Origin of the sequence: Pseudomonas sp. Marseille-P9899, assembly GCF_903166565.1 — a bacterium.
Classification (GTDB): Bacteria; Pseudomonadota; Gammaproteobacteria; order Pseudomonadales; family Pseudomonadaceae; genus Aquipseudomonas; species Aquipseudomonas huaxiensis.
On record NZ_CAESCG010000006.1, the window covers coordinates 236,796 to 261,116 of the forward strand.

Genomic DNA, 24,321 nt, shown 5'->3' on the forward strand with positions numbered 1-24,321 from the left:
AGTGCGGCAAATCCGCTAGTTTTCCTCACAGATATGAAATTGCCCGCGCTTACCGCTTTTCGCTATTTCGACGTTGCCGCGCGCACTGGCAGCTTCGTCCGCGCCGCCGAACAGTTGCACGTTACCCATGGCGCGGTCAGTCGCCAGGTGCGCTTGCTGGAAGCGTCGCTTGGGGTGGAACTGTTCGAGCGACGCAACCGCGCGATCTTCCTCAACGCGGCGGGCCGCGCCTTGCTGGCAACCACCCAGTCGGTGTTCGAACAGCTCGAAGGCACGGTCTACCGCCTGCAACAACAGGCCAGGGAAAACGTATTGGTGTTGTCCTGCGAGCCGACCCTGGCGATGAAATGGCTGATCCCGCGGCTGCCGGCGTTCCAGGCCGCGCACCCGGATATCCAGTTGCACCTGATGGCGGCTGGCGGCCCGGTAGATTTCGCCCGCAGCGGCATCGACCTGGCGCTGCGCCGCGACGATTTTCAGTGGGAAGACGGGCTGCATGTGCGCAAGGTCTGCGACGAGTGGGTCGGCCCGGTGGTCAGCCCTTCACGTTCGTTGCCCGCGCAGGGATTCGCCGGCCAGCGCCTGCTGCACAGCACCACTCGCCCTGGCGCCTGGGCCACCTGGCTGCGCCTGAGCGGACAGCCGGACAACAGCGAAAGCCGCGCCGACTACGAACATTTCTATCTGTGCATTCAGGCTGCGGTGGCGGGCCTCGGCGTGGCCATGGCGTCGCGAATGATGGTCGGCGATGAACTCGCCAGCGGGCAGTTGCAGGCGCCCCACGGTTTTCTACGCGACGGCTCGGCGTATGTGCTGCTGTGCCCGCAGCCCTTGGAGGAATCGCAGACATGCCGACGCTTTGCCGACTGGGTGATTGAACAGACCCACAGCAAACCGGCGTGAAGTTACACTCGGCCCTCAGCATTTTCCGACGCAAGGACTGCACGATGAATAAGCCCTGGCTGGCCCTGATCACCCTCCTCGCTTTCACCGGCTACACGCTCTACAGCATGAGCCTCGCCGAACAATCGCTGCTGCAGTTCGGTCTGCAACTGATGTCCAGCACTGACACCGCGCAAGTAGTGATCGACCTGTACATCATGGCCGGCCTCGCTTGCGCCTGGATGGCCCAGGACGCGCGGGCCAAAGGTCGCTCGCTGCTCAGCGTGCTGCCGTATTTCCTGCTGACGGCGGTGTTCGTGTCCATCGGTCCACTGCTGTATCTGGTGATCAACGGGTTTCGTCATTCGCCAACCGTACACAGAACGACGAATCCGGGCTGAAATCGCCGCCCCAGGTGCGATAGCCGGCGGTGTCGATATGAATCCGCCCTGACGGATAACGCCCCAGGCCCATGTTCCAGACCTTGCCATAGCGCTGCCAGAAACGGCACAACGGTTGCGGGTCGCTGCCTTTGGCCAGCAGCAGATCGACGGCGAAGGCGCGGGTGTGGGCACTGCCGACCGCGCCACCAGCGCAGCGGTTGAGTGCCGGGTCACGGTAGGCCGACACCACTTCATAAGGTCCGAGAATCCGCTCATCACTGAGCAGGTCCAGCACCCGCAAGGTGCTGCGCACATCCGGCCATTGCGCTACGGGCGGCACCGCGAAAGGCTCGGCGCGACACTGGCGCCAGTCGCTGGCCGAGCGCAGCAATTGATACAGCGGCACCACACCGTACAGGCGTGCATCCACCAGCATTTCGCGGAAAGGCCGGGTCTGATGGTCTGCCGTCCATTGGGCGAACAGGCTGAGATCGCGCTCATCCGCCTGGGCCGCAGTGCTGATCAACAAGACTGCAATCGCCCGTTTCCATTCGTTCATCCGCCCTCTTCCCATGGCCACGGCAACTCCCCCAGTATGGCAATCCTCCCGATCGGAGGGAGAAACCTGACAAGGAGTTAAGCATGCATAAGATTGCACCGATCGCTTTAGGCCTGATCGCTCTCGCCGCTGCCAGCCAGGCAGCGGCCGACACCCGGGTGGAGCTGGGCAGCCAGGAGCGCGTGACCCGGCTGTTCGCCTACCCCAACAACTGCAGCGTGATCTGCTTTCGCGACTGGTCGCTGGAAAAGACCGTCGAGCACTACCTGACCCAGAGCGTGCAACGCGACGGCTACCCGGCCGCGACGGTGAAGGTGCTGCGTGACAATGACAAACTGCATGCCGATATCGGCGGCGTCCCGGCGGACTACGGCAAGCCGCTGACCGCCCTGCTCGACACCGGCGAGCTGGCCTACAACGGTGCGAAAAAGCTCAATGTCGATGGTAAATGGGCTTACAGCTGGTACCTGTTCCTGCCGCTGGGCATGGCTTTGGAAAACCGCCGCAGCATCGAGCTGCTGCACTTCCCGCCGGATTACTCGCTGACCCAGGCCCAGGACTACCTGCGCTCCAACACCACCGATCGCTGGGCCAACCTGCTGACCTTCAACGGCATCCCCGCCACCGACACCCCGGCCTACCAGACCATCGTCGATATCGCCCCGATCGCCGCGCCGGCCAGCGCCGGCAAGGACCTGGAAGGCGTCTACAGCTACTTCCAGGATTATCAGGTGCGTATGGTCAAGGAAGTCACCCGCACCCAGAGCGGTGCCTCGCTGCCGATGGTGGCCTTCGGCTCGCCAGTGCGCACCTGGATCCAGCAGCAGTACGGCCCGACCCTGAAAGTGCTGGGCCTGGTGACCATCAGCCCGACGCCCGGACAGCAAGTGCCGGTGCTGGGCTCGAACCACCCGAGTGCGATCTGGTATGCGGCGGACCCAGCCAACAACGGTGGTGATCAGGACAAGGCCGATGCGGCAGGCCTGAAGATGATGGGCCAGGACCTCAGCGCGGCCTGCTGGCAGGCCGGCGTGGGCCGCAACCCGAAAGCCGACCCGCAGGCGACACTGAACGCCTGCACGCAGAAGTGGCAAGTGACCGCGAAGAAGCAAACCTGTGAATTGTTCTACCGGACTATCCGCGAGATGACGCCAGAGCAGGCGAGCGCGAAGTGCAATACCGGCGCGGTGACGCGCAAGCTGCGCGAGCTGCAGAAGCCGGTCGAAGAAATCTGAAAGCCATCGGGGCTGCAAAGCAGCCCCGAAACACTCTATTCCTGCGGTCGCAACCGATACTGCGGCGGCAACTGGTCAAGCCCGCTGATGGTCACGTCCAGACTCTTCCAGCGACCATCCTTGATGCCGTAGATGCAGCCATGCACCGACAGCTCCTGGCCGCGATGCCAGGCGTTCTGGACGATGGTGGTATGGCCGACGTTGGCCACTTGCTGGATCACGTTCAGCTCGCACAGGCGGTCCACCTGCTCTTCCTCGGTGGGCAGCTTCGACAGCTCGACGCGGTGCTCGTAATACAGGTCGCGGATCGAGCGCAGCCAGCCGTCGATCAGGCCGAACTGGCGGTCCTGCATCGACGCCCGCACACCGCCGCAACCGTAGTGGCCGGTCACCAGAATGTGCCGCACCTTGAGCACATCCACCGCGTACTGGATCACCGACAGGCAGTTCAGGTCGGTGTGCAGCACCACGTTGGCGACGTTGCGGTGGACGAACAGGTCGCCCGGCAGCATGCCGACGATCTCGTTGGCCGGCACCCGCGCATCCGAGCAGCCGATCCAGAGGAATTCAGGCGTCTGCTGGTTCGCCAGCTTGGCGAAGAAATCAGGGTCCTTCCGGGTGATGCTGTCCGCCCAACGCGCGTTGTTATCGATCAGTTCTTGCAGGTCGTGCATGTTCAAGCCTCACGGAAAGGATGCCCTGTTATGACAGGCCGCGACCCGGGCGGGTCACGCGCCCTTTATTCGATGAGGGTGCAGGCCATCACCAGCGCATCTTCGCGGCCACCCGGCGCCGGGTAGTAATCGCGGCGCCGACCCACTTCGTTGAAACCATAGCGCTCATACAAGCGGTAGGCCGACTGGTTGCTGGCGCGGACTTCAAGGAAGCACTCACGACCGTTCGATTCATAGGCGCGCTTCATCAACTGTTCCAGCAGCGCCAGGCCCAGGCCGCGGCCCTGGCTCTCCGGCTTGACGGTGATGTTGAGCAGGTGCGCCTCGTCGATGATCACATTGATCACACCATGGCCGACCTGCTGCTCGCCTTCGAACATCAACCAGACTTCGTAGCTTTTCAGCGCGTCGAGGAAGATCCCGCGGGTCCAGGGATGACTGAAGGCGGCGTATTCGATCTTCAGTACGCTATCCAGATCCGCCTCGGTCATCCGACGGAAGCTGAGGGTGTCACTCATTGTGCGGTTTCCAGCGCGCCATCAGCCGGCGCATGGCTTTCCAGACGTCCGCCTTGCGCGGCGGCTCGTCCATCAACAATTCAAGGGACGGCAGCCCCCAGGCAGTGCCCAGGCCTTGCACCGCCCATTCACGGGTATAGGACGTTTCGTCGCCTTCGCCGGCAAAGCGGATGGCCGGCAGGCCGATCAACCACAGGCAGGCGCACGGCACCTCTTCAAGCCGGGCCTGAATGAAGCCCTGGACGAAGTCCCGCGCGGCATCCGGGCCCTGGTCGAGGCTGCCGCGCACCAGCAGCGGCCAGCGCACCGGCTCGCCGACGATCTGCGGGCTGTCGGGAAGGCCGGCGGCACGCAGCATGTCTTTGAGCAGCAGGTAGGACGGATCGCGACTCTGGAAGGCCTCGCCCGTGGCCAGCTCGACCAGCAGCAGGCAGTTGCCGGCACGCAGCAACTGCAAGGCGAAACGCGGCGGCGGCACGGCCACGGCTTTGACCGGCGCGGGCGCATTTTCCGGCGTCTCGACCGGTTTGACGGGCGCCTTGGCGGTGACGCTCGGGCGGGGAATCTCGATTTTCGGCCGCTCTGCCGGCTTCACCACAGGCTTCACAACGGACTGGGCGACAGCGGCTGCTGCCCGGACCGGCACTTCCGGCGGCAATTCCTCGACCAGCGGCTCGAGCGGCAACAGCAGCTCCGGGCGCGACGGCGCGGCGAACGGCAGTTCGGCACGCGGCAGCCAGTGCACCACTTGCATGGCGTTCAGGTAAGCGCGGCGGCGGGACTCGGTCAGCAAGGAGGCGGCCATCTGTGGATAAGTCAGGGCGCACATTCTAACGCCGTTGCGCGCCGGGCGCCGCAGTCGATCGGCGGAAAAACGCCGGACCCCCCCTGCAAACGATCAAGGGTGAAGCCAATCCCCCCCAATGCAGTACAATCGGCGCTTTTATTTGGCAGCGAGTCGAACCGCCAATGATCGAACCCAAGCGCGTCCTGCGCGCCCTGGCTGAACACTGGAACCTGTTGGAACCGCTGTGCGAGCGGTTCGACGGGGGTACCCTCAGTCTGGGCGAATTGCGCCAGCAACTGGCTGCCCAGCAGCTTGAAAGCACGGTCCAGGACATCACCAACCTGCTCGACGTGTGGATCCGCCTGGACATCCTCGTCCCGGTGGCAAAAAGCCCCAACCGCTTCGAGCTGAACGCCCAGATCCACGACTTCCTCGCCTACCTGCGCCGCGAACACCGCCTCGGCCTGTGCCTGGAAATCGAAGCCTACCTGCGCCACCTCGAGCGTCTGGCCGGGCATATCCAGGACGCCTTCGACATCCGCGACGGCCACGACCTGGCCCGCCAGTTGCGCCTGCTGGACATGCGCGTGCGCGATGTCCTGAAGAAGCTCGACAACGACGAGCAGGCGCTGGTCGGGGTGGCCGAGCGGGCCAAGACCAGCGACCGCCAGATTCCCCTGCGCCAGCGCTACGCCGAGGTACTGGCGACCTGGGACGAGTACGTCGAGCCGATGATCCAGTTGGTCAACGCCGACGGCGCCTTCGAACAAGGCGTGCGCAAGGTCGAGACCGTGCTGCTGCGCCTGCTCAGCGAGCAGGCCCGGCTCGGGCAACTGGTGGACGACGACATGCTGCTGCGCACCCACGCGCGCATCCTCGAAATGCAGACCAGCGCCCAGTTGACCCTGCGCCACGCCCGCGAACTGCTGCTGCCGCTGCGCGAAGAAGCGCGCCGGCACAACGCCGTGACCCGCGGCGCCGCCCTGGCCCTGTCGGTGATCCGCCGCAAGGGCATCGACGCCGTGCCGCAGGCGGCCATGCCGCTGTTCACCCGGCCGCAGAGCACCTTTCTCGGCAGCGCCAGCCAGGTCGAGGCCTACGTCTACGCCCGGCCCGTTTCGAGGCCAAGCCGGCGCAGTTCCCCAAGGCGCACAAGAGCCACAAGGGCGAGCCGACCCGGGCCCCGCGCACGGTCAAGGAAATGCTCGAACGCTGCGAAGACGCCCTGCCGCTGCCGGACCTGATGGTCTGGCTGCTGGAGCAGGAACCCGAAGGCGCCACCGACGAACTGCTCTACTGGTTCTCGCGCCTCTCACGGGAAAAACGCTTCGCCCGCGAACGCCTCGACCGCCGTGACTACACCACCCGCGAACACCTGGTCAGCCTGCGCTCCTTCGCCCTGACATCCAGCCGCGAAACTTCGCCAGAGCCTACAGCGAGCCCTACCCATGCATCTTGATCTTTCCGAACTGTCCCAGCTCGCACCGATCTTCCGCGAGCTGTTCAAGGGCTTCCACATCAGCCGGCGCGACCCGGAGTTGTACACCCAGCTGTCGAACTTCCAGGACCAGTACCGCGGCCTGTTCAAGGCGCTGGGCTACGAGTTGGTCTGCGACACCCGCGGCTTCTACTACTTCGTCCCCGAACTGGCCGCCGCGCAGGTCAACAAGACCGCGCAGCGCCTGTCGCTGTTCACCTTCATCCTGGTGGAGCACCTGGCCGACCAGGGCCGCGACCCGATGTCGGTGCTCGACGGCGGCAGCCTCGGCCGCGACGAACTGCCCTCGCTGCTGGACAAGTACCGCGACCTGTTCCTCCAGGCCGAAGTGCAGACCCCCGACGAGCTGGAAGAAAAGATCATGCGCCGCATGACCCAGCTCGGCTTCGCCCACGAAGAAAACGGCATCTACCGCTTCCTGCCGCCGATGCACCGCTTCCTTGATGTCTGCCTGTCGGTCCAGCAGGACCGCGACCTGGCCGCCAGCCTGCACAGCAACCTGCCGCTGCCGACGCCCGTGCTGGTGGAAGAAGAAAGCCCCGAACAACTCAACAGCACCGACGACCCGCTCGATCTGGCGCCGTTCGAAGAAAGCGAAGAAGACGCCCTGGCCCGGGCCATCGCCGAAGAGCAACAGGAGATTGACGCATGAGCCAGGAACGCTACGGCATCCGCCGCTTCGCATTGCTCAACACCGCCGGCTACAGCCTCGGCCTGTTCCCGCTGGAACACCCGCTGTCGGTCTACGGCGCGAACAACCTGGGCAAGAGTGCCTCGATCAACGCCCTGCAATTCCCGATTCTGGCGCGCATGTCGGACATGAGCTTCGGCAAATACAGCCTGGAGCAGTCGCGGCGCTTCTACTTTGCCAGCGACACCAGCTACATCCTCTGCGAAGTGAACCTGCCCCACGGCCCCCACGTGATCGGCGTGGTCGGCCGCGGCCCGGGCGGCGGCTTCGGCCACCAGTTCTTCGCCTACGCCGGCGAGCTGGACCTGGCCCACTACCAGCGCAACGACACCTGCCTGCGCCAGAAAGAGCTGTTCGCCAACCTCGAGCGCAACGGCCTGAAAGCCTACGAACTCAAGCCTGACGAACTGCGTCGGCTGCTGGTCGGCGGACACACCTCGATTCCGCTGGACCTGACCCTGATCCCGCTGCGCTCCACCAGCGAGCAGAGCCTGAAGACCTTCCGCGCACTGTTCATCAACCTGCTGCACATGCGCGAAATCACCGCGGCCAAGCTCAAGCAACTGTTCCTCGACGCCTTCGAGCACAGCCTGCGCTCCGGCAGCGTCGACTACATCGCCGCGTGCGAAGAAGCCTTCCGCGACGTCCGCCGCATGGAGCAGGACTACAACTCGCTGGTCGCCGCCGGTCCGCTGGTCGAGGCCCTGGCCAACGGCGTGGCGCAACGCGACATCCTGCGCGGCAAGCTGCACCGCCTGTCGCCGCTGCTCGATTCGCTGCTGGGCACCTGGCAGGACTACTCCGGTGCCCGCAAGGAAGAACTGGTCATCCAGTCCGAACACTACCGTGGCGAACAGGACGCATTGCAGAACGACCAACGCAACGGCACCCAGGAACTGATGCGCCTGGAGCGTGAAATCAGCGGCATTCAGCGCTGGCTCGGCGAGTTGTCGGTGCTGAAGAACCGCTTCGCCCTGGTGGACGACGTCAAGGTGCTGGAACAGCAACTGCTGGCCGCCAAGGATGCCCACGACGAACTGGCCGGCGCCCTGGCGCAATCCCGTCAGTTCAGCGCCGAAGACCTCGAAGAGCGTCTGCGGGACCTGGAAAAACGCCTGAAGTCGGTGAAGCAGCAACTCGATCACGCCGACAACAACAGCTACGCCCGCCTGCGCGAAGAGTTCTCGCAACAGGACGTCGAGCGCCTGATGCGCCTGTTCAACGGCGCGCTGTTCAGCCTGCCGCTGGGCGAGCGCGGCATCGAACTGGATGACAGCGACGTCTGGGTCAAGTCACTGGAAGCGGTACTGGACAGCTTCAAGGGCGAGCGCTTCGAAGTGCCTGGCCTGTCCATCGACCTCTCCCATATCGAGCCGCCGGCCCTGCAGGCCCTGGCCGACCGCGCCGCGCTTCGCGACCAGAAGGAGCGCCTGGAAAAAGAGCTCAAGCAGCTCAAGACCCAGCAGTCGGTGACCGCCGACCGCGCCGCGAGCAAGACCCAGACCGAAGCCCTGTACCAACAGGTGCTGGACGCGCAAAAAGCCCTCGAAGACTTCCGCCGCACCCAGACCCTGAGCGTCGAAGAAGGCGACAAGCTGGAACAACTGGCGCAACTGGAAGCCGCCCAGGACGAACTCAAGCGCTCCAGCGACGCCTTTACCGAACGCGTCCAGCAACTGTCCGCCAAGCTGCAACTGGTCGGACGGCAGATCGCCGACATGGAAGCCAAGCAGCGCACCCTCGACGACGCCCTGCGCCGCCGCCAACTGCTGCCGTCAGACCTGCCCTTCGGCACGCCGTTCATGGAGCCGGTGGACGACTCGATGGACAACCTGCTGCCGCTGCTCAACGACTATCAGGACAGTTGGCAGGGCCTGCTGCGGGTCGACAACCAGATCGAAGCGCTGTACGCCCAGGTCCGCCTCAAGGGCGTGGCCAAGTTCGACAGCGAAGACGACATGGAGCGCCGCCTGCAACTGCTGATCAACGCCTACGCGCACCGCACCGACGAAGCGCTGACCCTGGGCAAGGCACGCCGCGCCGCGGTCACCGACATCGCCCGGACCCTGCGCAACATCCGCAGCGACTACGACAGCCTCGAACACCAACTGGCGCTGTTCAACCGCGAGATCAACCGCCGTCAGGTCTCCAACCTGCAGAGCTTCCGCATCGTCCTCGCGCCGAACAAGGAAGCCCTCAAGCACATCGACCAGATCATCCACAGCGCCGGCCAGTACGAGGAAGGCGAGACCCTGTCGGTGTTCGACCTGAGCCAGAGCGCCGAGCAGGACAACAAGAACGAGGAAGCCAAGGAGTATCTGGCCCGCCTGGTTGCGGCGAACCACAACCAGCTTGGCCTCAAGGACCTGTTCGAACTTGCGTTCGAAATCACCAAGGTCAACGGCCAGCCGGTCATCCACACCGACATCGACGGCGCCGCTTCCAACGGCACCACGATGACCATCAAGGCGCTGACCAACATGTACTTGTTGCTGCACCTGATGGACCGCGACCTCGCCGGCCGCGTGCGCCTGCCGTACTACCTCGATGAGGCCGCGGACATCGACGAACGCAACCAGGCCGCCCTGCTGGAAACCAGCCTGCAACTGGGCTTCGTGCCGATCCTGGCGAGCGTGAAGCCGCAGGTGTCGGCACACGTGGCGATCGATCTTGAAGGCGGTAGCGGGCCGAACGGCATCTACATCGACGAGTCGGACTGGAAGTACATCAGCCGACTGGATGTGGTGAAGGCGGAGGTGCGGGAAGAAGAGGAAGAGGCTTCGCTCTGAGAACAGCATGGGGCTTGTATTGAGCCCCATGGCTGCCAGGATGCCCGGGTGTTCGGCCGGGCACGATCCTTCCTTGGCCAGAGATGGGTCGCTGCCCGCTGATCGGCAGCCTGTAGGGCAATGCCAGTCAGTTAGCGTTTCAGCGCCTATATTGGGGCTGCTCTGCAGCCCTTCGCGAGCAAGCTCGCTCCCACAGGATCCTGCCAAGGTGCAAGGTCGTGTGGGAGCGAGCTTGCTCGCGAAGGGCCGCAAAGCGGCCCCAATTGGTTTAACTGACTGACATTAGCCTGTAGGGCCATTTAGAGCAGCAAGGGAAATCATCGTTTTGAGATACAGGACCTGATTTATTAACGGTTTTGATCAGGGATTAGCGTTTTCGGGCGAACTAGGCGGCAGCCCGCACCCAACCATTTGCCCACGTCATCGCCCACCACCGCGGCCAAATCCAGACACGAGCATCTACACAACTTCTGGTCATGGAGAGGCCGCCATGTGTTAATCGACACGTTTCAGCCCGTTGAAATCGAGCGCAGCCCGCGCGGCGCTCGATCTCAACGGCGCAGAGAAACTTCCGACGTACAACTGTCGGCCATTACTCAGGAGGGACGGTAACGGACGGATCCATCGCTTCCTGATCAACGACACCCTCGCTCGCGACAAGGCCATACCAGACGGCGTGATCTTGCCCGTCTCGGCCACCATCACGAGCTCAGCCGAATTCCGTGCAGGCTATGACCGCGCATTGGAGGTGTTCTCTCGCCCGTTCATGCGACGGTATGCGAACGCCTATCGCTTTGGCGAACTGGTGAACCTTCGGTCCGTCAAGGAGAATGGCTGGAAGATTTCCGGGAAACTTAAAAAGCAGTACCCGCAACTTGAAGACGAACGCCGGGCGACTCGCATTCTGGAGGCAATCCAGACCGCATTTGAAGGCGAGGATCTCAACGACACCGTCGAATGATCCCTCGCCTCAGCCTTGAGGGCTTCCCTGCGTGGAGTCAGTAAGCCCAAGGAGGCCTTGGGCCAGAGCGATCACTGCGCCCAAGGCAAAATCGGAATCGCCGTCACCGCATTCTGCGGGCTGCCTTCGATCAGGCGGTCGCTGTACACCAGGTACACCAGCGTGTTGCGCTTCTTGTCGAGGAAGCGCACCACCTGCATGGTCTTGAACACCAGCGAGGTGCGTTCCTTGAACACTTCCTCGCCATCCTTGAGCTGACCCTTGAAGTTGATCGGGCCGACCTGACGGCAAGCGATCGACGCTTCCGCGCGGTCTTCCGCCAACCCCAGTCCGCCCTTCACGCCGCCAGTCTTGGCCCGCGACAGGTAGCACGTCACGCCTTCGACCTTGGGGTCGTCGAAGGCTTCGACGACGATCCGGTCATTCGGCCCGACCAGCTTGAACACGGTGGACACCTGGCCAATTTCTTCAGCCGATACCAGCGCCGGCAGGGCCAGCAATGCAGCGACAAACAGTCCTTTGATCACGCTCAATTTCCTCAAACCAGAATCAGGTTGTCGCGGTGCACCAGCTCCGGCTCGGCGCTGTAGCCCAGCAGGCTCTCGATGGCATCCGATGGTTGGCCGATGATTTTCTGCGCTTCGAGGGCGCTGTAGTTGGCCAGACCGCGAGCCACTTCCAGCCCGTCCGGGCCGACGCAAACCACCATCTCGCCACGGCGGAAGCTGCCTTGCACGGTCTTCACACCCACCGGCAGCAAACTCTTGTTCGCTTCGCGCAGCGCTTGTACGGCGCCGGCATCCAACACCAGGGTGCCGCGGGTTTGCAGGTGGCCCGCCAGCCACTGCTTGCGCGCCGCCAGCATGCCGCGCTCAGGCGACAACAGCGTGCCGATGCGCTCGCCGGCCTTGAGGCGATCCAGCACGCGCTCCAGGCGCCCGCCGATGATGATGGTGTGGGCGCCGGAACGGGCCGCGAGGCGCGCTGCGCGCAGTTTGGTCTGCATGCCGCCACGGCCCAGTGCACCGCCGGTACCGCCAGCCACAGCATCGAGGCTCGGGTCGTCGGCACGGGCTTCGTAGATCAGCTTGGCATCGGGGTTATTGCGCGGATCGGCATCGAACATGCCATCGCGGTCGGTGAGAATCACCAGCAGGTCGGCTTCGACCAGGTTGGCCACCAGCGCAGCGAGGGTGTCGTTGTCGCCGAAGCGGATTTCATCGGTGACCACCGTGTCGTTCTCGTTGATCACCGGCACCACGCCCAGCTCCACCAAAGTGCGCAGGGTGCTGCGGGCGTTGAGGTAACGCTTGCGGTCGGACAGGTCGTCGTGAGTCAGGAGGATCTGCGCAGTGTGCTTGCCGTGCTCGCCGAAGCTCGACTCCCAGGCCTGTACCAGGCCCATCTGGCCGATGGAGGCGGCCGCCTGCAACTCGTTCATCGCACTCGGTCGCTTGGTCCAGCCCAGACGGCTCATGCCGGCAGCCACGGCCCCGGAGGAGACCAGCACCAACTCGACGCCTGCTTCACGCAGGGCCACCATCTGCTCGACCCAGACACCCATGGCCGCGCGATCCAGGCCCTTGCCATCCGCCGTCAGCAGGGCACTGCCAATCTTCACGACCCAGCGCTGGGCACCTGTCACCTTGCTCCGCATCTTCTTCCAACCTATCGATCTGTGTGGATTCTGTAGATTTTTTAGATAACAAAACGCCGCTTGAAAAAGCGGCGTTCAGTGTACTGCAACGGATCAGTCGCGCACGTAAATGATTTCCGGACCGTCTTCGTCGTCCTCTTCGCCCCAGAAGTCATCGTCGTCGCTGACATCGTCCACGCTCTTGACGCCAGTACGGCGCAAGGTACGGGCGTCGTCCAGGGCCTGCAACTGGGCGCGGGCTTCGTCTTCGATGCGCTGATCGAGGTCAGCCAGTTCGGCGGCGTAGGCCGGGTCGTTGGCCAGGCGGTCGGCGCGGTCTTCAAGGTAGCGCATGAGGTCATGGCTGAGCTTTTCGGTGCCCTGGCGGGAGATCGCCGAGATCACGTAGACCGGGCCTTCCCACTGCAGACGGTCGACCACTTCCTTGACCCGCTCATCGCGTTCGTCGTCAGGGATCATGTCCGACTTGTTCAGTACCAGCCAGCGCTCACGCTCGCCCAGCGACGGGCTGAAGCGCTCGAGTTCGTTGACGATGACTTCCGCGGCATCGGCCGGGCTGCTTTCGTCCAGCGGCGCCAGATCGACCAGGTGCAGCAGCACGCGGGTACGCGCCAAGTGCTTGAGGAAGCGGATTCCCAGGCCGGCACCGTCGGAAGCGCCTTCGATCAGGCCGGGGATGTCGGCGATGACGAAGCTCTTCCAGCGGTCGACGCTGACCACGCCCAGGTTCGGCACCAGGGTGGTGAACGGGTAGTCGGCGACTTTCGGCTTGGCGGCCGAGACAGCGCGGATGAAGGTGCTCTTGCCGGCGTTTGGCAGGCCCAGCAGACCGACGTCGGCGAGGACTTTCATTTCCAGTTTCAGGTCACGCTGCTCACCCGGTTTGCCCGGAGTTGTCTGGCGTGGCGCACGGTTGGTACTGGATTTGAAACGGGTGTTGCCCAGACCGTGCCAGCCGCCCTGAACCACCATCAGTTTCTGCCCTGGCTTGACCAGGTCACCGATGATTTCCTGGGTAGCGGCGTCGATCACGGTGGTGCCGACCGGCACGCGCAGGACCAGATCATCGCCCTTCTTGCCGGTGCAGTCGGTGCTGCCGCCGTTCGAGCCGCGCTGGGCATCGAAATGACGGGTGTAGCGGTAGTCGACCAGGGTGTTGAGGTTTTCGTCGGCAACCATGTAGACCGAACCGCCGTCGCCACCGTCACCGCCGTTGGGACCGCCGTTCTCGATGAATTTTTCGCGGCGGAAGCTCATGCAACCGTTACCGCCGTCACCGGCTTTGACCCGGATCGATACTTCGTCAACAAACTTCATAAAAACCGCCTCTCGTCAGTCGGACGAGTTGAATGACACAAAGACATAAGGCTCTTGCAAAAATGAGCGCGGCGGCCCCCGTCAACGACCGTAACAACCAGCGCCGGCAGCCCATACAAACAGCTTTGCAAGAGACTCACCCCAAAAACGAAAAAGCCCCGTCGCGAGACAGGGCTTTTCCAGCGATCGCACGATTACTCGGCGACAACGCTCACGTAACGACGACCGAAGGCGCCTTTTACTTCGAACTTGATCTTACCCGCGATCTTGGCGAACAGGGTGTGATCCTTGCCCATGCCAACGCCGTAGCCAGCGTGGAACTGGGTGCCGCGCTGACGGACGATGATGTTGCCAGGGATGATAGCCTGGCCGCCATACATCTTCACGCCAAGGCGTTTGGCTTCTGAGTCGCGACCGTTACGGGTACTACCACCAGCTTTTTTGTGTGCCATGAGTTCAATTCTCCTGAAGGGGGATTAGGCTGAAATTAAGCCTGAATACCGGTGATTTTGATCTCGGTGAACCACTGGCGGTGGCCCATACGCTTCATGTGGTGCTTACGGCGGCGGAACTTGATGATGCGCACTTTGTCGTGACGACCTTGCGAGATCACTTCAGCGACAACCTTGGCACCAGCAACGACTGGAGCGCCGATGTTCACGTCGTCGCCATTGGCGACCAGCAGAACGCGGTCGAAAGTAACGGATTCGCCAGTAGCGACTTCCAGTTTTTCGATCTTCAGGTATTCACCTTCGGCGACTTTGTACTGCTTGCCACCGGTAACAATTACTGCGTAAGACATGGGTATTTCTCCAATAATCCTGCTCACCCAGCTCTTTATAGTAAGAATATTGGCTGGCATGGCTGCATAGGGCTGGAACGGCCCAGTGCAATTGCGTAAGGCAGGTGCTGCCCAGGAAGTTAGGGTGCGCGATTGTACGCAAGCCCATCCGGCCTTGCAAGTCCCGCCCCAGTGGCCCGGGCAGCGCGCCTTGACAGGCCGGGACCCGCAACCTAGCATGCCGCGCAACCTATATGGAGCACCTGTGGCCGATGCAACCCCAAGCTTTCTACCGCGCGGTAGCGGACGACTTCAGCGCCGTTGACGAGATCATCAAGAAACAGCTGACTTCCCGCGTCCCGCTGGTATCGAAAATCGGCGACTACATCACCTCGGCCGGCGGCAAGCGTCTGCGTCCGCTGCTGGTGCTGCTCTGCGGCAAGGCGCTGGGCCGCGAAGGCGATGACCTGCGCCTGCTGGCTGCGACCATCGAGTTCCTGCACACCGCCACCTTGCTGCACGACGACGTGGTCGACATGTCCGGCATGCGCCGTGGCCGCTCCACCGCCAACGCCCTGTGGGGCAACGCGCCGAGCGTGCTGGTGGGCGACTTCCTCTATTCCCGCTCCTTCGAAATGATGGTCGAGCTGGGTTCGATGCCGGTCATGCAGATCCTCTCCAAGGCCACCCGCGTGATCGCCGAGGGCGAAGTGCTGCAACTGTCGCGGATCCGCGACGCCAGCACCACCGAAGAGATCTACATGGACGTCATCCGCGGCAAGACCGCGATGCTGTTCGAAGCCTCGACCCACAGCGCCGCCGCCCTGGCCGGCGCCAGCGAAGACCAGCGTGAAGCCCTGCGCACCTTCGGTGACCACCTGGGCGTGGCCTTCCAGCTGGTCGACGACCTGCTCGACTACAAGGGCGACGCACAGGAGCTGGGCAAGAACGTCGGCGACGACCTGGCCGAAGGCAAGCCAACCCTGCCGCTGATCTACACCATGCGTGAAGGCACCCCGGAACAGGCTGCCCTGGTTCGTCAGGCCATCCAGAAAGGCGGGATCGAGGACCTGGAGCGCATCCGCGACGCGGTCGACGCTGCCGGCGCCCTGGAGTACACCGCTCAACTGGCCCGCGAATACGTGGCTCGCGCCATCGCCTGCCTCGACGTCCTGCCGGCCAGCGAATACCGCGACGCCCTGGTCGAACTCAGCGAATTCGCCGTAGCCCGTACCCACTGATACCCCTCCCGGCCCGTCGTCCGACGGGCCCGATTTTCCTCTGTCAGGCAAAACCCTATACAATGTGGGCTTTCTGCACGCATGACCTGAGGAAACTTAGTGAGCACCTTGCCACCCTGCCCCGAATGCAATTCCGAATACACCTATGAAGACGGCGCTCAACTGATCTGCCCCGAGTGCGCCCACGAGTGGTCCGCCAGCGGCGATGCCGAAGCGGCCAACGACGATGTGGTGAAGAAGGACTCCGTCGGCAACGTCCTGCAGGACGGCGACACCATCACCGTGATCAAAGACCTGAAGGTCAAGGGCACCTCGCTGGTGGTCAAGGTCGGCACCAAGGTGAAGAACATCCGCCTGTGCGATGGCGATCACGACATCGATTGCAAGATCGACGGCATCGGTCCGATGAAGCTGAAATCGGAATTCGTGCGCAAGGTCTGACCCCTGCAAATCCGGAGGCGCGCCGCGACAAAGGCGCGCACCCCGGCAGAAAATGCAAAAAATTCCCAATTGTCACTTGCTATTTTGATAATAAGAATTATTCTCATTGAACGCTTTCAAGGAGAATAGCCATGACTTATCTGATCGACGCCTGGCTTGACCGCCCCCAACCTTACCTGCGCATCCTCCACCGCGAGACCGGCGAAGTCTGTGCCGTGCTCGAAGAAGCGGCACTGGACGAACTGCGCGACCAGGGCGACCTGGATCTCAATGGTCTGAATTCAAGTGAGCCGATCGTGCTCAAGGAACTGGTGAGGAACCTGTTCCTGTTCTGTTATGCGCGGGCCTTGCGCCCGAACACCCCGCATACCGGGTTCTGATCGAAATATCAAAATCGCGACGGTTCGGCACCCGAACCGTCGCGATCAGGGTATGGCTTACAGAACGTCCAGCAGCTCGACGTCGAAGACCAGAACGCTGTGCGGCGGGATGCTGCCAACGCCCTGGGCGCCGTAAGCCAGCTCGCTCGGCACGTACAGGCGCCATTTGCTGCCCGCGTTCATCAGTTGCAGGGCTTCGGTCCAGCCAGCGATCACGCCGCCAACCGGGAATTCAGCCGGCTGACCACGATCGTAGGAGCTGTCGAAGACAGTGCCGTCGATCAGGGTGCCGTGGTAGTGGGTACGCACGTTGTCTTCACGGGTCGGCTTGGCGCCTTCACCCGCGGTCAGGACTTCGAACTGCAGGCCCGAGGCCAGGGTGGTGATGCCGTCGCGCTTGGCGTTCTCGACCAGGAATTCCTTGCCCGATGCAGCGGCAGCTTCGGCCTTGGCAGCAGCTTCGGCCTGCATGACGTCACGGATGACCTTGAAGCTGGCGGACAGCTCTTCTTCGCTGACGCGGCTGGCCTGGCCAGAGAAGGCATCGGTCAGGCCGGCGAGGATGGCGTCCAGGCTAACGCCCGGTGGCGGGTTGTCGCGCAGTTGACCGCCCAGTTGACGGCCGATGCCGTAGCTGACGCGGGTTTCGTCGGTGGACAGGTTGATTTCGGACATTGGCTTGCTCCGCAGCAGGGCGCAAAACCACTGCGCCCTTTATGAAAAGGGCCAGCAGCCTAGCACACTGCGGCGAAGCAGTTCAGCTACCAGGCGAACGACGCGGCAGGGGCAGCTTGAGGTCTTCTTCGCCGATATCGGCCATGCCACACATTTCATCCTGCACCGACCAATGCACGAGGTTCAGCGGCAACGTTGGCAAGCCTTCCAGCAGATGGTGCGCCTCGACCATCGAGTGCACTTTCAGGCGGTTGCCCTTGATATTGGTCAGCGGATGCGCGTGACCACTGCATCGCGCTTCAAGCAGGAAATCGCCGCCTTCGATGGCGATCAGGTTGAGTTCCTCGACACGGCCCGCGCGGGCCTGGGTGTTCAATTCGTGCAGGTTCATGACACTACCTCGCAACTGGAACATTCGAGCGACCGTTCATTTTTTGTACAGCACGCCACAAAGTACAAGGCAGAAACGCAACCGCCCGTCCGTTTTGCAACGGACGGGCGGCGGATGACGCGCTTACCAGCAGCAATCAGTGCTTGGTGAGCTTGTCCAGGTAACCCATGGCGAAGGCCGAAATCACGAAGGTCATGTGGATGATCACGTACCACATCAGGTAGTCGGACTTGATGTTCTGGGCGTCCATGAACACCCGCAGCAGGTGGATCGAGGAAATCGCCACGATCGACGCAGCCACTTTCATCTTCAGCGAAGACGAGTCCATCTTGCCGAGCCAGCTGAGCTTTTCCTTGCTTTCGTCGATGTCCAGTTGCGAGACGAAGTTCTCGTAGCCGGAGATCATCACCATCACCAGCAGACCACCCACCAGCGCCATGTCGATCAGCGACAGCAGCACCAGGATCAGGTCGGATTCGGCCAGGGAAAAGACGTTTGGCAGAACGTGGAAGATCTCCTGGAAGAACTTCAATGCCAGCGCCAGCAAGCCCAGCGACAATCCAAAGTAGATCGGTGCGAGCAGCCAGCGCGAGGCGTACATCGCATTTTCGATAAAGCGTTCCATTGAGCTAGTCACCTGAAGGCGGGGGAAAATCGAGCGGGAGTATATCAGCCAGACGTGTGGGAAAAAGCCCGCGACGCGCTGCCGCAGGCAGGGGAAAGACCCCGAAGGGTTCGGGATCTGGAAGGGTCAGACGTCAACCAACGTGATGCACGTGCCCACCGTTGACGCGTCGTAACTGTGCCTGAAGGTGAACGCACCAGATCTGCGGATCGTTCGCCACCGTGTAACCGTGGAGGGTCAGGCTGTCGACGATCGCCTCAAGCACCGACTCGGCCACGAACGGACCGTGAAACGGCCCTTGGGCCTTGATGGCGGAAGGCTGTTCGCCAGCCATGCCGGCGGCGAAAAGCAGCGTCCACATGCCATTGTCTCCGGCCAGCGGACGAATACTGCACTCAATGCGGGTCACCAGGCCCAGGCATTGGCGGGTAAGGCTGAGGCTGCGCGGCATGGCGACGACCCTCGGAAAAATCTCGTTCAGCCTCCGACCACAAGGCTGTTCCGTCCTGCACCGACGACTATCCATGCCCTGAAGAATAGAAGAAAACCGCCGCCGGCAAGCGAGTGCCGGCAAGCGGGCGCCGAATGGTCATGACAACACGGCGCCCGCAATGTTTCCCTCAGGCGGGTTTGACCTCCGCAAGCGCCTGTTCAGCCAGCTCTTTTTCGGCTTCCTTGAGGTCGTCTTCGCTGATCATTTCGGCGATCACCCGCAGACGCTCGACCACCCGGGCGTTGACGCTGCCTTCCGGGAACTGGCCATCGGCATCCGGCTCGCCCGCCGGCTCACCCACCAACAGGCTCAGAGCTTCATCGGCCTGGCTGACGGCGTAGATGTGGAACTGCCCGTTGCGCACAGCCTGCAGCACCCGCTCATCCAGCATCAGGGTGACGACGTTGGCTTTCGGAATGATCGCGCCCTGCTCTCCGGTCAGACCGCGGGCCTCGCAGAGTCGGAAGAAGCCTTCGATCTTCTCGTTGACCCCGCCCACCGCCTGCACTTCACCGAACTGGTTGATCGAGCCGGTAATGGCGAAGCACTGCTTGAGCGGGGTCTTCGACAGCGCCGAAATCAGCGTGCAGGCCTCGCCCAGCGAAGCACTGTCCCCATCGACATAGCCGTAGGACTGTTCCAGGGCGATGCTCGCCGAAATCGCCAGCGGGAATTCCTGGGCGTAACGGCTGCCCAGGTAACCGGTAAGGATCATCACGCCCTTGGAGTGGATCGGCTGGCCGAGATTGACCTCGCGCTCGATGTCGACAATACCGCTGCCGCCCGGGTACACCGTGGCGGAAATCCGCGCCGGCACACCGAAGGCCGAATCGCCCACTTCCAGCACGGTCAGGCCGTTGCACTTGCCTACCGCCGCGCCTTCGGTGTCGATCAGGATAATGCCGGCCAGCATGTCGTCGAGAATCCGCGCCGAGACCCGCCCGGTACGCGTGGCCTTGGCCTTGAGGGCGCGTTCGATGTGACCGACGTCGGTCATTTCGTCATTGGCCAGGTGGCGAATGAAATCCGCTTCGCTGACCAACTGGAACAGGTCACCGATCCGCGCCGACAGACGCTTCTGGTTTTCCGCCAAGCGCGCGCTGTAGGTCGCCAGACGCGCCACCGCATCGGCGGTCAGCGGCGCCATGCCTTCTTCACTGGTACGGGTTTTCAGCAACTGGGCGAACTGCTCCAGGCTCTCGTTGTGCATCGGGATTTCTTCGTCGAAATCCACCAGCACGCGGAACATCTCCTGGAAGTCCGGATCATGGTCCTGCAGCGCGTAGTAGAGCTGGCGAGAACCGATGATGATGACCTTGACCTGCAGCGGGATCATCTGCGGCGTCAGGGTCACCGTGGCGATGCGGCCCAGCTCGCCCAGCGGCGATTCCATCTTCAGCTTGCGCGATTGCAGGGCGCGCTTGAGGGCGTCCCAGACGAAGGGCTCGCCGAGCATCTTCTCCGCTTCGAGAATCAGGAAACCGCCATTGGCCCGGTGCAGCGCACCCGGGCGCAGTTGCCGGTAGGTGGTGTACAGCGCGCCTTGGTCGGTGCTGTATTCGATGCGGCCGAACAGGTTGTCGTAGGTCGGGTGCGGCTCGAACACTACCGGCGCGCCGCCGCTGGCCGGATGGCCCACCACCAGGCTCGGTGCGTATTGCTCTTCGAGCAGCTTGCGCGCCACGGCGTCGGTCTTGGCGTCATCCACCAGTTGCTCGACCACGGTGCGCAGCAGGTTGACCTGCATGGCCTGCAGGTAGGCGCAGACCTCCGCGTTTTCCGAGTACTTTTCCGACAGCGGCGCCAGCAATGGCTGCAGCGCCAGGGTGATGGTTTCTTCGTTGAGCTGGCGCAGTTGGTTGTTCGATTCGCGCTTCCACTGCGGGAGGCTGGCGAGTTCTTCGTTCAAGCGCTCTTCGAGGATTGCGATGTCCTCGTGGAAACGCTCGCGCTCGGCTTCCGGCAACTGGGCGAACTCCGCTTCGTCCAGCGCCTTGCCGTCGCTCATCGGGGTGAAAGCGACGTTGGTGCTGTCGCGGTACAGCGCCACATCCTTCTCCAGCGAAGCGCGCTCGATCACGTCTAGCGCACGGTCGTAGCGCTGGTTGAACGCACGGTCGATGGCGCTTTTCTTCTGCTGGTAGGACGGGTGCTCGAAGACCGCCGGGAAGGTCGCCAGCAGGTTGTCGATCAGGCCGCCGATGTCGGCGATGAAGGTGTTTGCGCTGCCGGCGGGCAGTTCCACCGCGCGCGGCTCGCGCAGTTCGTCGAAGTTGCTGACGTAGACCCAGTCCGACGGCGTGTGCAGGCGCTTGCCTTCGGCTTTCAGGTAGCGTTTGACGAACGAGAAGCGGCCGGTACCCGGCTCGCCCATAACAAATACGTTGTATCCCGGACGTGGCATGGCGACGCCGAACTGCAAGGCTTCGACCGCACGTTCCTGGCCCAGCACACCGCGAAATGGCTCCAGATCATTGGTTGTGGAGAAGGCGAACTGTTCAGCGGAAAACGGCCGGGTCAGGGCTTCTGGCGCAAGACGCAGGCTCGCAGCGACAGGATCGGGCATCGGGCTTCCTTACTTCGGCGGGGCAGATGTCGGCATTCTGGCGCCGCCCGCGCCCGCGTTGCAAGGCTCTTGGCGCATTTGCCTACAGGGCTGAATGAGCCGTGCAAATGTGTGTTAAAGCAATATTTCGCAATTAATCACGGAACCGCGGGATCGTGCCTAAACTCTACACTGCGCGGCCGGGTAGATAACCGGACCCGATCTGGCACCGCCAGCGCTGGCAGGCCAGACAACCCTGACCTTTGGTTTGCACATCAAAAAGAGAACAAAGCTATGAAACGGATTCTTCTGGGTACTCTGTTCACCGCGGTTTCGATCAACGCCATGGCCCAGGCGCCAGGCGGTCCGGACTGCGGTTGGGGCAACATGCTGTTCGAAGGCCAACGCGGCACTCCCGCTCACTTCCTCGCATCCACCACCAACGGCACCTCCGGCAACGCAACCTTCGGCATGACCTCGGGCACCAACGGCTGCTCGACCAACGCTGCGCTGACCTACGGCGGCAAATCCTGGATTGCCATGAACGGCATGATGAACGAGCTCTCCGAAGACATGGCCAAGGGCCAAGGCGAAGCTCTGACCACCTACGCCGTAGTTCTCGGTGTAGCACCGGAAGACCGCGCGCACTTCGCCGCAGTCACCCATCAACACTTCCAGGATATCTTCAAGACCGCGGACGCTACCGCCGAAGACGTCCACACCAACACCCTCGCCGTACTCAAGTCCGACACTCGCCTGGCCAAGTACGCTACCCCGGCCTAAGCAGCGTCACCCCGCCCCTCACCGGGGCGGGTTGTTCATCCCATTCGGCTTCATTCAGACGTAGTTGCCCGACATGCTCAAACGCCTTGCCTACCTGGCGCTCTGTGCCTGCGCCCCGCTGCACGCCGCACCTTTCATGGACGATTCGCGCCTGCAACGGCTGGCCGCCGATCCCTACTGGATCAGCCTTGGCCACTACGAAACAGGCAAGCTCGGAGGCTGGCGCAGCTATGTCGACGACAAGCGTTTCTTCCTCGCCGAAGACGGTGCCCACCACCCCGACCGGGAACTGGCGGCCACGTACAAGGCGCTCTATGACCCCGTCAGCGAGGGCGAGAAGCATGCGCAGTGCGTCTTCCCGGCACGCACCCGCTGGTTGCGCGAGCAACTGCAACTCAATGACCTGCCAGCCCCGGAATGCAAGGAATACCGGCAGTGGTTCAAGGACGTCTCGCCGCACAGCGCGGTGCTGATTTTCCCCGCCGCCTACCTGAACAGCCCGTCGTCGATGTTCGGCCACACCCTGCTGCGCATCGACCAGGCCGATGTGCAGAGCAACGAGACCGCCCTGCTCAGCTACGCGGTCAACTTCGGTGCCTATATCGAAGGCAACGACAACAGCATTCTCTACGCCTGGAAGGGTCTGATGGGCGGCTACCCCGGGCTGTTCGCGCTGGTGCCCTACCAGGAAAAACTGTCCGAGTACCGCAGCCTGGAAAACCGTGACCTCTGGGAGTACCGGCTGAATCTCACGCCCGAGGAAACCGGGCGGATGGTCGAACACATCTGGGAACTCAAGCAGATCCGCTTCGACTACTTCTTCTTCGATGAAAACTGCTCCTACCGCCTGCTGGAATTGCTCCAGGTGGCACGCCCGAGCCTGGACCTGACATCGCAATTCCCGCTGACAGCGATCCCGACCGACACGGTCAAGGCGGTCAAGCACGCCGGGCTGGTGGAGCGCACCGACTACCGTCCGTCCCGCGAGCGCGAGCTACTGGAGCGCGCTGCGCCTCTGGAAAAAACCGAGCAGCAACAGGTACTGGCCCTCGCCGCCGATACCGGCCATCTGCAAAGCAGCGAATTCACCGCCCTGCCCCGCGAGCGTCAGGCGCTGGTGCAGGACGCCGCCTACCGCCTGGAGCGTTACCGCGCCAACGGCCAGGAGCGTGATCCCGCACAAGCCAAACGCAGCTTCGAACTGCTGCGCGCGATCAACCGCAATCCACCGCCGCCGTTGCAGGTGGAACGTCCCGGACTTCCAGAAGACGGCCATCAGTCGCGCACCTGGCAACTCGGCGTCGGCACCCGCGAAGACCGCGCCTTCGCCGAATATGGTCTGCGCATGGCCTACCACGACCTCAACGACAACCTCTATGGTTTCCCGTTGGGCGCGCAGATCGAGATCCTTCAGCTCAAGGTCCGCCAGTACGAGGGCAACGACTGGCAGGTGCAACGCCTTGACCTCGCGACCATCCGCTCGCTGACCCCGCGCAACGACCTGCTGCAGCCCTGGTCATGGCAGGTGGCGGGCGGCCTTGAGCGGGTGCCGGGCAAGCACGACGATGAAGTGCTGGTCAGCCATGTCAACGGCGGCGCCGGCGGTACCTGGGCGCTGAGCGACGACATGCTCGGTTTCGCCCTCGGCACGGTGCGGGTCGAACACCACAACGACTTCTCCCAGTTCATCGCACCTGCGGCGGGCTTCAACACCGGGCTGCTGTGGCGCAACGGGCTGGGCAACCTGAGCGTTGAGGCCAAGGGTGATTACTTCATCAACGGCGAAGTGCGGCGCAGCCTGAGCCTGAACCAACAGTGGGAACTGAGCGACAGCCTGGGCCTGCGCCTGAGCGCCAAGCGCGAGTTCAGCCAACTGGCGACGGCGCAGAACGAAGTGATGCTGGAATTGAAGTGGTACAACTACTGAGCCCTTGAGGGCCTCATCGCTGCGGTTCGACGCCCCGACAAGTCAGCGATTGGCCCTCAACCCCTGCAACAGTTTCACGGCCTTTTGA

24 protein-coding genes and 2 pseudogenes are annotated in these 24,321 nt (G+C 62.9%); 12 read left to right on the forward strand and 14 right to left on the reverse strand.

Annotation, left to right across the window (positions count from 1 at the left end; genetic code table 11):
- The first annotated feature begins 33 nt into the window (after positions 1-33).
- Positions 34-903: a LysR substrate-binding domain-containing protein gene (locus HWV67_RS25425; protein ID WP_175653265.1), complete on the forward strand. Its 870-nt coding sequence runs from the start codon at positions 34-36 to the stop codon at positions 901-903.
- A 44-nt stretch (positions 904-947) separates the two neighbouring features.
- On the forward strand, positions 948-1,283 hold the full coding sequence (locus HWV67_RS25430) for a DUF2834 domain-containing protein (protein ID WP_175653266.1): 336 nt from the start codon (positions 948-950) through the stop codon (positions 1,281-1,283).
- Here HWV67_RS25430 and HWV67_RS25435 read toward each other — a convergent pair.
- On the reverse strand, positions 1,231-1,824 hold the full coding sequence (locus HWV67_RS25435; RefSeq protein ID WP_175653267.1) for a D-Ala-D-Ala carboxypeptidase family metallohydrolase: 594 nt from the start codon (positions 1,822-1,824) through the stop codon (positions 1,231-1,233). The two genes, HWV67_RS25430 and HWV67_RS25435, sit on opposite strands and share 53 nt — an antisense overlap.
- An 83-nt stretch (positions 1,825-1,907) precedes the next feature.
- Here HWV67_RS25435 and HWV67_RS25440 point away from each other — a divergent pair, with 83 nt between their 5' ends.
- Positions 1,908-3,059: a hypothetical protein gene (locus tag HWV67_RS25440; protein WP_175653268.1), complete on the forward strand. Its 1,152-nt coding sequence runs from the start codon at positions 1,908-1,910 to the stop codon at positions 3,057-3,059.
- 35 nt (positions 3,060-3,094) lie between these two features.
- Here the strand turns inward: HWV67_RS25440 and can are convergent, their stop codons facing one another.
- From can to HWV67_RS25455, 3 genes are all read right to left on the reverse strand, one after another.
- Positions 3,095-3,733, reverse strand: coding sequence for a carbonate dehydratase (gene can, locus HWV67_RS25445; RefSeq protein WP_095158703.1), 639 nt, complete (start codon positions 3,731-3,733; stop codon positions 3,095-3,097).
- A gap of 65 nt (positions 3,734-3,798) precedes the next feature.
- Positions 3,799-4,251: a ribosomal protein S18-alanine N-acetyltransferase gene (gene rimI / locus HWV67_RS25450; protein ID WP_095158704.1), complete on the reverse strand. Its 453-nt coding sequence runs from the start codon at positions 4,249-4,251 to the stop codon at positions 3,799-3,801.
- Positions 4,244-5,044 carry an energy transducer TonB gene (locus HWV67_RS25455; RefSeq protein ID WP_175653376.1) on the reverse strand — a complete coding sequence of 267 codons (801 nt, stop codon included), beginning with the start codon at positions 5,042-5,044 and terminating at the stop codon, positions 4,244-4,246. Before HWV67_RS25455 ends, rimI begins: the two co-directional genes overlap by 8 nt.
- A 176-nt stretch (positions 5,045-5,220) precedes the next feature.
- Here HWV67_RS25455 and mksB point away from each other — a divergent pair.
- The 4 genes and pseudogenes from mksB to HWV67_RS25475 form a co-directional block, all read left to right on the forward strand.
- Positions 5,221-6,497, forward strand: a pseudogene (gene mksB / locus HWV67_RS25460) (Mks condensin complex protein MksB).
- Positions 6,487-7,188, forward strand: a complete 702-nt coding sequence (gene mksE / locus HWV67_RS25465; protein WP_095158706.1) for an Mks condensin complex protein MksE — start codon at positions 6,487-6,489, stop codon at positions 7,186-7,188. Before mksB ends, mksE begins: the two are co-directional and overlap by 11 nt.
- Positions 7,185-10,016, forward strand: a complete 2,832-nt coding sequence (mksF, locus tag HWV67_RS25470) for an Mks condensin complex protein MksF (protein WP_175653269.1) — start codon at positions 7,185-7,187, stop codon at positions 10,014-10,016. Before mksE ends, mksF begins: the two co-directional genes overlap by 4 nt.
- Before the next feature lie 601 nt (positions 10,017-10,617).
- A pseudogene (locus HWV67_RS25475) lies at positions 10,618-10,977 on the forward strand (hypothetical protein); the annotation flags it as partial.
- A gap of 71 nt (positions 10,978-11,048) precedes the next feature.
- On the opposite strand, the gene HWV67_RS25480 reads toward HWV67_RS25475, so the two are convergent.
- From HWV67_RS25480 to rplU, 5 genes are all read right to left on the reverse strand, one after another.
- Entirely contained in the window at positions 11,049-11,504 is a 456-nt protein-coding gene (locus HWV67_RS25480; RefSeq protein WP_371929336.1) for a CreA family protein, read from the reverse strand.
- 11 nt (positions 11,505-11,515) lie between these two features.
- Positions 11,516-12,634: a glutamate 5-kinase gene (proB, locus tag HWV67_RS25485; protein WP_095158709.1), complete on the reverse strand. Its 1,119-nt coding sequence runs from the start codon at positions 12,632-12,634 to the stop codon at positions 11,516-11,518.
- 93 nt (positions 12,635-12,727) lie between these two features.
- Positions 12,728-13,951, reverse strand: a complete 1,224-nt coding sequence (gene cgtA / locus HWV67_RS25490; protein WP_095158710.1) for an Obg family GTPase CgtA — start codon at positions 13,949-13,951, stop codon at positions 12,728-12,730.
- Between the two features lie 194 nt (positions 13,952-14,145).
- The gene (rpmA, locus tag HWV67_RS25495; protein WP_010225698.1) at positions 14,146-14,403 is read right to left on the reverse strand and encodes a 50S ribosomal protein L27; all 258 of its coding nucleotides are present in this window, start codon (positions 14,401-14,403) and stop codon (positions 14,146-14,148) included.
- Positions 14,404-14,438: 35 nt separating this feature from the next.
- On the reverse strand, positions 14,439-14,753 hold the full coding sequence (rplU, locus tag HWV67_RS25500) for a 50S ribosomal protein L21 (RefSeq protein ID WP_009398990.1): 315 nt from the start codon (positions 14,751-14,753) through the stop codon (positions 14,439-14,441).
- Between the two features lie 251 nt (positions 14,754-15,004).
- Between rplU and HWV67_RS25505 the strand changes: the two genes are divergently transcribed.
- The 3 genes from HWV67_RS25505 (at position 15,005) to HWV67_RS25515 (ending at position 16,794) form a co-directional block, all read left to right on the forward strand.
- Entirely contained in the window at positions 15,005-15,973 is a 969-nt protein-coding gene (locus HWV67_RS25505; protein WP_095158711.1) for a polyprenyl synthetase family protein, read from the forward strand.
- A gap of 99 nt (positions 15,974-16,072) precedes the next feature.
- Entirely contained in the window at positions 16,073-16,414 is a 342-nt protein-coding gene (locus HWV67_RS25510; RefSeq protein WP_175653271.1) for a zinc ribbon domain-containing protein YjdM, read from the forward strand.
- A gap of 131 nt (positions 16,415-16,545) precedes the next feature.
- A complete protein-coding gene (locus HWV67_RS25515) occupies positions 16,546-16,794 on the forward strand; it encodes a PA4570 family protein (protein ID WP_042124780.1) in 249 nt (82 codons plus the stop codon).
- Positions 16,795-16,851: 57 nt separating this feature from the next.
- Here HWV67_RS25515 and HWV67_RS25520 read toward each other — a convergent pair whose 3' ends face one another.
- The 5 genes from HWV67_RS25520 to HWV67_RS25540 all read right to left on the reverse strand — a co-directional run bounded on the left by HWV67_RS25520 (position 16,852) and on the right by HWV67_RS25540 (position 21,544).
- Positions 16,852-17,469: an FKBP-type peptidyl-prolyl cis-trans isomerase gene (locus tag HWV67_RS25520; protein ID WP_095158713.1), complete on the reverse strand. Its 618-nt coding sequence runs from the start codon at positions 17,467-17,469 to the stop codon at positions 16,852-16,854.
- Positions 17,470-17,551: 82 nt separating this feature from the next.
- Positions 17,552-17,860 (reverse strand): DUF6482 family protein, encoded by a 309-nt coding sequence (locus tag HWV67_RS25525; protein WP_175653272.1) that lies wholly within the window; start codon positions 17,858-17,860, stop codon positions 17,552-17,554.
- 136 nt (positions 17,861-17,996) lie between these two features.
- Positions 17,997-18,485 carry a TIGR00645 family protein gene (locus HWV67_RS25530; protein WP_095158714.1) on the reverse strand — a complete coding sequence of 163 codons (489 nt, stop codon included), beginning with the start codon at positions 18,483-18,485 and terminating at the stop codon, positions 17,997-17,999.
- 133 nt (positions 18,486-18,618) lie between these two features.
- Positions 18,619-18,936, reverse strand: a complete 318-nt coding sequence (locus tag HWV67_RS25535) for a PA4575 family protein (protein WP_095158715.1) — start codon at positions 18,934-18,936, stop codon at positions 18,619-18,621.
- A gap of 169 nt (positions 18,937-19,105) precedes the next feature.
- Positions 19,106-21,544 carry a Lon protease family protein gene (locus HWV67_RS25540; RefSeq protein ID WP_095158716.1) on the reverse strand — a complete coding sequence of 813 codons (2,439 nt, stop codon included), beginning with the start codon at positions 21,542-21,544 and terminating at the stop codon, positions 19,106-19,108.
- Positions 21,545-21,817: 273 nt separating this feature from the next.
- On the opposite strand from HWV67_RS25540, the gene HWV67_RS25545 reads away from it, so the two are divergent.
- Both HWV67_RS25545 and HWV67_RS25550 read left to right on the forward strand, forming a co-directional pair.
- Entirely contained in the window at positions 21,818-22,306 is a 489-nt protein-coding gene (locus tag HWV67_RS25545; RefSeq protein ID WP_095158717.1) for a DUF3015 domain-containing protein, read from the forward strand.
- A gap of 73 nt (positions 22,307-22,379) precedes the next feature.
- The gene (locus HWV67_RS25550; protein WP_175653273.1) at positions 22,380-24,233 is read left to right on the forward strand and encodes an Lnb N-terminal periplasmic domain-containing protein; all 1,854 of its coding nucleotides are present in this window, start codon (positions 22,380-22,382) and stop codon (positions 24,231-24,233) included.
- Positions 24,234-24,321 lie beyond the last annotated feature (88 nt).

Coding starts and splice junctions, on each gene's coding strand:
- rimI (WP_095158704.1), bottom strand. CDS start 4,251: ATGAGTGACACCCTCAGCTTCCGTCGGATGACCGAGGCGGATCTGGAT.
- HWV67_RS25430 (WP_175653266.1), top strand. CDS start 948: ATGAATAAGCCCTGGCTGGCCCTGATCACCCTCCTCGCTTTCACCGGC.
- HWV67_RS25515 (WP_042124780.1), top strand. CDS start 16,546: ATGACTTATCTGATCGACGCCTGGCTTGACCGCCCCCAACCTTACCTG.
- HWV67_RS25540 (WP_095158716.1), bottom strand. CDS start 21,544: ATGCCCGATCCTGTCGCTGCGAGCCTGCGTCTTGCGCCAGAAGCCCTG.
- HWV67_RS25525 (WP_175653272.1), bottom strand. CDS start 17,860: ATGAACCTGCACGAATTGAACACCCAGGCCCGCGCGGGCCGTGTCGAG.
- HWV67_RS25425 (WP_175653265.1), top strand. CDS start 34: ATGAAATTGCCCGCGCTTACCGCTTTTCGCTATTTCGACGTTGCCGCG.
- rpmA (WP_010225698.1), bottom strand. CDS start 14,403: ATGGCACACAAAAAAGCTGGTGGTAGTACCCGTAACGGTCGCGACTCA.
- cgtA (WP_095158710.1), bottom strand. CDS start 13,951: ATGAAGTTTGTTGACGAAGTATCGATCCGGGTCAAAGCCGGTGACGGC.
- can (WP_095158703.1), bottom strand. CDS start 3,733: ATGCACGACCTGCAAGAACTGATCGATAACAACGCGCGTTGGGCGGAC.
- HWV67_RS25530 (WP_095158714.1), bottom strand. CDS start 18,485: ATGGAACGCTTTATCGAAAATGCGATGTACGCCTCGCGCTGGCTGCTC.
- proB (WP_095158709.1), bottom strand. CDS start 12,634: ATGCGGAGCAAGGTGACAGGTGCCCAGCGCTGGGTCGTGAAGATTGGC.
- HWV67_RS25440 (WP_175653268.1), top strand. CDS start 1,908: ATGCATAAGATTGCACCGATCGCTTTAGGCCTGATCGCTCTCGCCGCT.
- HWV67_RS25550 (WP_175653273.1), top strand. CDS start 22,380: ATGCTCAAACGCCTTGCCTACCTGGCGCTCTGTGCCTGCGCCCCGCTG.
- HWV67_RS25520 (WP_095158713.1), bottom strand. CDS start 17,469: ATGTCCGAAATCAACCTGTCCACCGACGAAACCCGCGTCAGCTACGGC.
- HWV67_RS25535 (WP_095158715.1), bottom strand. CDS start 18,936: ATGCCGCGCAGCCTCAGCCTTACCCGCCAATGCCTGGGCCTGGTGACC.
- HWV67_RS25545 (WP_095158717.1), top strand. CDS start 21,818: ATGAAACGGATTCTTCTGGGTACTCTGTTCACCGCGGTTTCGATCAAC.
- HWV67_RS25435 (WP_175653267.1), bottom strand. CDS start 1,824: ATGAACGAATGGAAACGGGCGATTGCAGTCTTGTTGATCAGCACTGCG.
- mksF (WP_175653269.1), top strand. CDS start 7,185: ATGAGCCAGGAACGCTACGGCATCCGCCGCTTCGCATTGCTCAACACC.
- HWV67_RS25505 (WP_095158711.1), top strand. CDS start 15,005: ATGCAACCCCAAGCTTTCTACCGCGCGGTAGCGGACGACTTCAGCGCC.
- mksE (WP_095158706.1), top strand. CDS start 6,487: ATGCATCTTGATCTTTCCGAACTGTCCCAGCTCGCACCGATCTTCCGC.
- rplU (WP_009398990.1), bottom strand. CDS start 14,753: ATGTCTTACGCAGTAATTGTTACCGGTGGCAAGCAGTACAAAGTCGCC.